Consider the following 7,196-nt stretch of genomic DNA (forward strand, 5'->3'; position numbering starts at 1 on the left):
CCTTATGGCAGCCCGGTGTGGATCGACACCACCGAGCCGCAGCCCTGGTCGGCCACCAACCCGCCGCCGCCCCGGCCGCTGCAGCGCCTGGTGGTCGCCCAGGACACCGGCGGCGCGATCACCGGCCCGGTGCGGGCCGACTACTTCTGGGGCTGGGGCGACGGTGCCGAGGCGCGGGCCGGCCGCATGAAGCAGCCGCTGCGCATGTGGGTGCTGTGGCCGAAGGCGCAAACCGTGGGCAGCCGTTGAGGCCACAGGCTCGCGTCTGCGTGTTTTCTTCCCGCTGACGCACCTCCCCTCGCGCTGCTTTCTTCCGTAGCATTTCCACCCACAGCGAAGCCGGGCTCGAGCGCCCGGCTTTGCTTTGTGTGCCGCATCGAAGAAGGACAAGAACGCAATGCCTGCCGAAGGGAGATCAAGCAAGGCCCGCATCGTGACCGCCGCCGCCGCAGCGCTGTGCGTCTTGGCCGGTCTGCCGGCGATCGCTGCGCCTTCTGCCGCGCCGCCCGCTGCCCAGGTCAGCCTCGAACGCGCCAGCGTGCCGGCCTCTGCCGACGCCCGCCAAGTCGCGCACTGGATCGTCGATTCCGGCGACAACCGAGGCCGGCCCTTCGCCATCGTCGACAAGCGGGCCGCGCAGCTCGTCGTGTTCGAGCCGGGCGGTCGCATCGTGGGCGCGGCTTCGGCACTTCTTGGCTCGGCCATCGGCGACGACGCGGTGCCCGGTCTCGGCGCGCTCGACCCGGCCGACATCGCACCGGCCGATCGCACCACGCCGGCCGGTCGCTTCGCCTCTGAGCCGGGCCGCAACCTCGACGGCGAAGCGGTGATCTGGTTCGACTACGACGCCGGCCTGGCCATCCACCGGGTGCGGCCCGGGACCGCACGGCAGCCGCGCGAACAGCGCTTGTCCTCTGCGAGCACCGAGGACAACCGCGTATCGCTGGGCTGCGTGGTCGTGGCGCCGGCCTTCTTCGATGCCGTTGTGCAGCCCCTGCTGGGCCGACGCGACGGCGTCGTGTATGTGCTTTCTGAAATGCGCCCCGTGCACGAAGCCTTCGGTGGGGAATGGATGGCTTTGCGCCAGCCCTGACACAGCGCACCGGGCCGGCACAATGCCTCGATGCCCCTTCGCAACAGCCTGCGCTACTGGTTCGACATCTTTCGGCGCGCCTCGCGTTACTGGCTCGACGCCCAGGCCTTCGTGTACGCGGCCGCCCTCGCCTTTTTCACCGTGTTCTCGATCGCGCCGGTGGTCATCGTGGCGGTGTCGGTCGTCGGACTGGTGCTGGGCGAGCAGGCCGCGCAGGGCGAGTTGATGACCCGGCTGCAAGCGGCAGTGGGTGAGGAAGCGGCCGGCTTCGTGCAGACCGCCGTGGCCGGTGCGCAGATCGAGAATGCCGGCCTGGCGCCCACGCTGATGGGCTTCGGGCTGATCCTGCTCGGGGCGACCGCGGTCTTCGCGCAGATGCAGAAATCGCTCAACGCGATCTGGTCGGTCGCGCCCAACCCGAACCGCAACACCGTCATGCTGCTCGTCAAGAGCCGCATGATGTCGCTCGCCGTGGTGCTGGCGATCGGCTTCGTGCTGCTGGTCTCGCTGCTGCTCAGCGTGGCGGTGCGCGCGGTGATGGCCTTCGCCGAGAACTGGCTGCCGGTGCCGGCCTGGTCGCTGGGCACGATCGACGTGCTGCTGTCGCTGGTGGTGGTCACCCTGCTGTTCGCGGCGATGTTCCGCATCCTGCCCGACGTGCTGCTGAAGTGGCGTGACGTGTGGGTCGGCGCGGCGGTCACGTCGGTGCTGTTTGCGATCGGGCGCGCGCTGATCGCGATCTACCTCGCCAACACCGCCACCGGCTCGGCTTACGGCGCGGCCGGCTCGCTGGTGCTGCTGCTGATGTGGGTCAACTACTCGTCGCTGATCCTGCTGTTCGGCGCGGCCGTCACCCGGGCGCACCTGGAAGCCCGCGGCGGGGCCGTCGTTCCGCGCCCGACCGCCGTGGCGGTGCAGCGCGAGTTGGCGACCCCACGGCCGCCGGCGGCCTGATCACAGGCCAAGTTCGCTCAGCCCCGCATGCTCGTCGGGCCGCCGGCCGGGCGGCCAGTGGAAAAGACGCTGCTCGGGACGGATCGGCAAGTCGTTGATGCTCGCGTAGCGATGCGTCATGAGCCCCTGCGCGTTGAACTGCCAGTTCTCATTGCCGTAGCTGCGAAACCACTGGCCCGCGGCGTCGTGCCATTCGTAGGCGAAGCGCACCGCGAGCCGGCCGGTGTTGACCGGGCCGTCGCAGGCCCACAGCTCCTTGATGAGCCGGTAGTCGAGTTCGCGTTGCCATTTGCGCTGCAGGAAGGCGCGCACTTCTTCGCGGCCGACCGGGAACTCGGCGCGGTTGCGCCAGCGGGTGTCGTCGGTGTAGACGCGCACCACCACGTCGGGGTCGCGGGTGTTCCAGGCGTCTTCGGCCATGCGCACCTTTTGGCGCGCGGTCTCGGGGGTGAACGGTGGGAGCGGAGGACGGGTGTCGGGCATGGGTCGCAGTATCTGTACCGGAGTCCGGGGCGCGGTCGGATCGCTCCCTCGCCCCTTTGGGGAGAGGGAGGAAGACCCGGCTCAGTACGTTTTGTAGGGCAGAAACTTGCCGCTCATCGCGATGCTCACGCGGTCCCCCGCGGCATTCGGCTCTCGCTTGAGATCCATCTTGAAATCGATCGCGCTCATGATGCCGTCGCCGAACTCTTCGTGGATCAGTTCCTTGAAGGTGGTGCCGTAGACGCTGACGAGTTCGTAGAAGCGGTAGATCAGCGGATCGGTCGGCACGCTGGTGGGCAGCGAGCCCTTGTAGGGCACGACCATCAGCCACTGCTTCTCGGCCTCGCTGAGTTCGAACAGGCTGGCGATCACGCCGGCCTGCTCGGCGTTGAGCGTCATCTGGCCGAGGCAGGCTGCGGTGACCCATTCCTTGCTGAGGCCGACCTTGTCGGCCACGTCGGACCACTTCATGCCTTTGGCGACCTTGGTGGAGATGATCTTTTCGGTGACTTCGAGACGGCTCATGGGAACTCCTGTTCAGTTGAAAACGGTGTCGGGGCAGGACGGGTTCAGACGACGCGCTGCAGGGGCGCTCGCGCCGGCGGCGGATCGGACGGCATGGCAGACGGCATCGCGGGCGGCTGAGCGAAAACCTCGTCGGGCTCCAGCCCCGGCCGCACCTCCAGCGGAAAGGCCGGCGCCCTGCCGTGCGACAGCTCCTTGGAGCGCGCCACCAGAAAATCGACCAGGTGGTTGCGGATGCGGTAGTACTGCGGGTCGTGGTGCAGCGTGGCGCGCTGGCGGCCGCCTTCTTTTGCGCCATCGGCGCGGCGCGGCAGGGTGTTGACCACCACTTCGGCGATGCGCGCGCCCGGGCCGTTGCTCATGAGCAGGATCTTGTCGGCCAGCAGGATCGCCTCGTCGACGTCGTGCGTGATCATGAACACCGTCTGGTGCGTCTCGGCGCAGATGCGCAGGAGCTCGTCCTGGATCGTGCCGCGGGTCAGCGCGTCGAGCGCGCCGAAGGGCTCGTCGAGCAGCAGCATCTTGGGCTCGATGGCGAAGGCCCGCGCGATGCCCACGCGCTGCTTCATGCCGCCCGAGAGCGCCGAAGGCTTCTTGTCGATCGCGCCGGCCAACCCGACCATCGCCACGTACTTCTCGACGTGCGCGTCGATCTTCGCGGCGCTCCAGTCGCGCCACTTGCTGCGCACCGCGAAGGCGATGTTCTTGCGCACCGACAGCCACGGCATGAGCGCGTGGCCCTGGAACACGACGCCGCGCTCCAGGCTGGGCCCGCCGACTTCGCGGTTGTCCATGAACACATGGCCTTCGGTCGCACTCTCCAGGCCGGCGAGCACGTTCAGGATGGTCGTCTTGCCGCAACCGCTGTGGCCGACGATGCAGACGAACTCGCCCTTGGCGATGCCGAAGTTGACGCTGTCGAACACCGGCTCGCTCGAGCCCGGGTAGGTCTTGGCGAGGCCTTCGACCTGAACGAAGCGTTTCATCACTTTTTCAGTCGACATACGTCACGGCTTTCTGCGCCTGGGCGAACAACAGGTCCAGCGCCATGCCGACCAGGCCGATCACGAGGATCGCGAAGATCACGTTGGTGAGCGAGAGGTTGTTCCACTCGTTCCAGACGAAGTAGCCGATGCCCGTGCCGCCGACCAGCATCTCGGCCGCCACGATGACCAACCAGGCGATGCCCATGCTGATGCGCATGCCGGTCAGGATGGTCGGCGCGGCGGCGGGCAGGATCACCTCGAAGGCCTTGCGCAGCGGGTTCACCTCCAATGTCTTGGCGACGTTGAGCCACTCGCGCCGCACGCCCGCCACGCCGAAGGCTGTGTTGAGCAGCATCGGCCAGACCGAGCAGATGAAGATCACGAAGATGCCGGAGATGTTGGAGTCCTTGATCGTGTAGAGCGCCAGCGGCATCCACGCCAGCGGCGAGATCGGCTTGAGCACCTGGATGAAGGGATCGAGCGCGCGGTAGATCAGCGGGCTCATGCCGATCAGGAAACCCAGCGGGATCGCCACCAGCGCCGCCAGCGCGAAGCCCAGCGCCACGCGGCCCAGCGAGTAGCCGAGCTGCCGGCCGACGCCCTTGTCGTTGGGGCCGTTGTCGTAGAAGGGACTCGCCAGGTGCTCGATGACCTTGGCGCCGAACTGCGCCGGCGTCGGCACGCCCGACTTCGCGCCGCCCTCGCCGCCCACGCCGGGGTCCTTGCCGAGCAGCTTGGCGTATTCGATCTGCTCGGGCGTCATCGTCGCGGCCGGCCCGGCCGCTGTGGGCAGCGTGGCGAGGTGCCACAGGCCGACGAGCATCAGAAGGATCAACGTCGACAGCAGGGCCGCCTTGAGGTTCAGGCTGCGCGCGGAGGTGGAGGTGTTCATCGCCTCGCCTCAGACGCGGTTGATCATGAAGCTGCTGATGTACGGCTCGGGCTTCTCCGGGTCGAACACCTTGCCCATGATGGTGAACTTGGGGTAGGCGCCTTCGGGCGGCGTCATGCCGAGCTGCTTCATCGTCTTCTTGGCGTCGGTCAGCAGGAACACCTGCTCGGCGATCTGCTTGTAGTTGACGTCGCCCTTCACGTAACCCCAGCGCTTCATCTGCGTGAGCATCCACACGGCCATGCTCTGCCAGGGGATGGGGTCGAAGTCGGCGCGGTCGGGCACCGTCTTGATGTTGCCCAGCCCGTCGGCGAACTTGCCCGTGAGCACCTGCGCGACCACCGTCTCGGGCTGGTTCAGGTAGGCCTGCGGCGAGATCACCTTGGCGATGAGCGGCCGGTTCTCCGGCTTGCGCGCCATGGCCGACGCGGTGAGCACCGCACGGTACAGCGCGGCGAAGGTGTTGGGGTTGCGCTGGATGAACTCGGTCGAGGTGCCGAAGGCGCAGCAGGGGTGGCCGTTCCACAGATCCTTGGTGAGCAGGTGCAGGAAGCCGACCTCTTCGTAAACCGCGCGCTGGTTGAACGGGTCGGGGCCGAGATAGCCGTCGATGTTGCCGGCGCGCAGGTTGGCCACCATCTCGGGCGGCGGCAGCACGCGGATCTGGATGTCACGGTCGGGGTCCAGCCCCGACTCCGCCACGTAGTAGCGCAGCAGGAAGTTGTGCATCGAATACTCGAAGGGCACGGCGAACTTGAAGCCCTTCCACTGCTTGGGATCGCGCTTGTCCTTGTGCTTGTTGGCTAGCGTGATCGCCTGGCCGTTGGTGTTCTGGATCGTCGCCACGTTCATCGGCACCGGGTTGGAGCCGACGCCCATGCTGATGGCCAGCGGCATGGGCGAGAGGAAGTGCGTGGCGTCGTACTCCTTGTTGAGCATCTTGTCGCGGATGAGCGCCCAGCCGGCCGTCTTGACCACCTGCACGTCCAGGCCCTGCTTGTCGTAAAAGCCCAGGGGGTGCGCCATGATCAGCGGCGTGGCGCAGGTGATCGGGATGAAGCCGATCTTGAGGTCCTTCTTTTCCAGCGCGCCGCTCTTGCCGGCGGTGTCTTGCGCCATGGCCTGCATGGAGGCGATGGGCAGCACGCTCGAGATGGCGGCCATGGCGGTGCCCTTGCCGACGGCCGCGAGAAAGCGGCGGCGCAGGGCGTCTTGCGGGAACAGCGCCTTGACGAGCGTGGCCTCGATGAACTCGCGCGAGTAGGCCTCGAAGTCGGCCGTCTCGCTGCGGCGCTTGAGTTCGGTGGTGGCGGTGGTGGCGTTCTGCTGTTCAGCGGCGGCGTGCTCGGCGACCGAGGCGTGGCGGCCGCAGGAGCAGCGCATCAGCAGCGGCTTGTCGGCGTCGTACGGGTCGAAATAGCGATCGTCTGACATCGGTCGTCCCTCCGTGATTCGTTGAGCCGATGCTAGGGAGACGGGGGCCGGGGTGGGATCGTTGCCGGCGGGGATGTTCTGTAGGGCTGGCACTACAAGCGGGCCGGCGGGACTCGGGCAGGTGCCCTGCAGCGGCCTCGACAATGCGTCCCATGATCGTCACGCGCCGCCCGAACGCCCTGCGTCTGTTCTTCGTGCATTTTGGGGAGCCTCGCAACCTGCACGGCCCTGGCAGTGGCAGTCACCCTCAGCCATGGTGAGCTGTTCGACGCCAAGATCACGCTCACGCCGGTGCCCTTCTCGCTCATCGGGCTGGCTCTGGCCATCTTCCTGGGGTTTCGCAACAGCGCTGCTTACGACCTTTATTGGGAAGCACGCAAGCTGTGGGGCGAGCTGATCTTTCGATCGCGCAGCCTGGCGCGGCAGCTGCTGACCTTGACGCGGATGGAGACGCCGTCGGCGCTGCCGCGCATCGGTGCGCCCGGCGCCATCGACGTGCGCCACGCGATCATCCGCCGCACGATCGCCTTCGCCCATGTGCTGCGACAGCAACTGCGCGGCATCGAAGCACCCGACGAACTGCGGCCGTGGCTGACGGACGCCGAGTTGGCCGCGGTGGCCACCTCGCGCAGCGCCAACGACCTGCTGCTGCGCCTGAGCAGTCGGGAGCCAGGCGACTGCCTGCGTGCGGGCCAGATCGAGCCGCAGATCGCCGCGCAGGTCGATCGGCAGTTCACCGGCCTGGCCGAGATGGCTGCCGGGTGTGAGCGCATCGCGTCCACGCCCATTCCGTTTGCCTACACGCTGCTGCTGCACCGCACGGCCTACC

General features: G+C 67.6%; 9 protein-coding genes. 4 read left to right on the forward strand and 5 right to left on the reverse strand.

Going from position 1 to position 7,196, the window contains the following annotated elements; all coding sequences use genetic code 11:
• The 3 genes from H0W38_RS12750 to H0W38_RS12760 all read left to right on the forward strand — a co-directional run.
• On the forward strand, window positions 1-249 hold a 249-nt coding region (locus H0W38_RS12750; protein WP_292454555.1), incomplete at its 5' end, for a 3D domain-containing protein.
• A 148-nt stretch (window positions 250-397) separates the two neighbouring features.
• The gene (locus H0W38_RS12755) at window positions 398-1,093 is read left to right on the forward strand and encodes a L,D-transpeptidase (protein WP_292454557.1); all 696 of its coding nucleotides are present in this window, start codon (window positions 398-400) and stop codon (window positions 1,091-1,093) included.
• 30 nt (window positions 1,094-1,123) lie between these two features.
• Entirely contained in the window at window positions 1,124-2,047 is a 924-nt protein-coding gene (locus H0W38_RS12760) for a YihY/virulence factor BrkB family protein (RefSeq protein ID WP_292454559.1), read from the forward strand.
• Here H0W38_RS12760 and H0W38_RS12765 read toward each other — a convergent pair whose 3' ends face one another.
• The 5 genes from H0W38_RS12765 to H0W38_RS12785 form a co-directional block, all read right to left on the reverse strand.
• Window positions 2,048-2,539, reverse strand: coding sequence for a nuclear transport factor 2 family protein (locus tag H0W38_RS12765; protein ID WP_292454573.1), 492 nt, complete (start codon window positions 2,537-2,539; stop codon window positions 2,048-2,050).
• Between the two features lie 72 nt (window positions 2,540-2,611).
• On the reverse strand, window positions 2,612-3,055 hold the full coding sequence (gene cynS / locus H0W38_RS12770; RefSeq protein ID WP_292454561.1) for a cyanase: 444 nt from the start codon (window positions 3,053-3,055) through the stop codon (window positions 2,612-2,614).
• Window positions 3,056-3,099: 44 nt separating this feature from the next.
• Window positions 3,100-4,041: an ABC transporter ATP-binding protein gene (locus H0W38_RS12775; RefSeq protein WP_292454563.1), complete on the reverse strand. Its 942-nt coding sequence runs from the start codon at window positions 4,039-4,041 to the stop codon at window positions 3,100-3,102.
• A gap of 7 nt (window positions 4,042-4,048) precedes the next feature.
• Window positions 4,049-4,933, reverse strand: a complete 885-nt coding sequence (gene ntrB, locus H0W38_RS12780; protein ID WP_292454565.1) for a nitrate ABC transporter permease — start codon at window positions 4,931-4,933, stop codon at window positions 4,049-4,051.
• Between the two features lie 9 nt (window positions 4,934-4,942).
• Complete coding sequence (locus H0W38_RS12785; protein WP_292454568.1) at window positions 4,943-6,367, reverse strand: CmpA/NrtA family ABC transporter substrate-binding protein; 1,425 nt, start codon at window positions 6,365-6,367, stop codon at window positions 4,943-4,945.
• A gap of 234 nt (window positions 6,368-6,601) precedes the next feature.
• Here H0W38_RS12785 and H0W38_RS12790 point away from each other — a divergent pair.
• A partial coding sequence (locus H0W38_RS12790) for a bestrophin family protein (RefSeq protein WP_292454570.1) occupies window positions 6,602-7,196 on the forward strand: 595 nt, incomplete at its 3' end.

Source organism: Methylibium sp. (assembly GCF_013817365.1).
Lineage (GTDB): Bacteria > Pseudomonadota > Gammaproteobacteria > Burkholderiales > Burkholderiaceae_C > Methylibium.

Coding starts and splice junctions, on each gene's coding strand:
- ntrB (WP_292454565.1), bottom strand. CDS start 4,933: ATGAACACCTCCACCTCCGCGCGCAGCCTGAACCTCAAGGCGGCCCTG.
- H0W38_RS12775 (WP_292454563.1), bottom strand. CDS start 4,041: ATGAAACGCTTCGTTCAGGTCGAAGGCCTCGCCAAGACCTACCCGGGC.
- H0W38_RS12755 (WP_292454557.1), top strand. CDS start 398: ATGCCTGCCGAAGGGAGATCAAGCAAGGCCCGCATCGTGACCGCCGCC.
- cynS (WP_292454561.1), bottom strand. CDS start 3,055: ATGAGCCGTCTCGAAGTCACCGAAAAGATCATCTCCACCAAGGTCGCC.
- H0W38_RS12760 (WP_292454559.1), top strand. CDS start 1,124: ATGCCCCTTCGCAACAGCCTGCGCTACTGGTTCGACATCTTTCGGCGC.
- H0W38_RS12785 (WP_292454568.1), bottom strand. CDS start 6,367: ATGTCAGACGATCGCTATTTCGACCCGTACGACGCCGACAAGCCGCTG.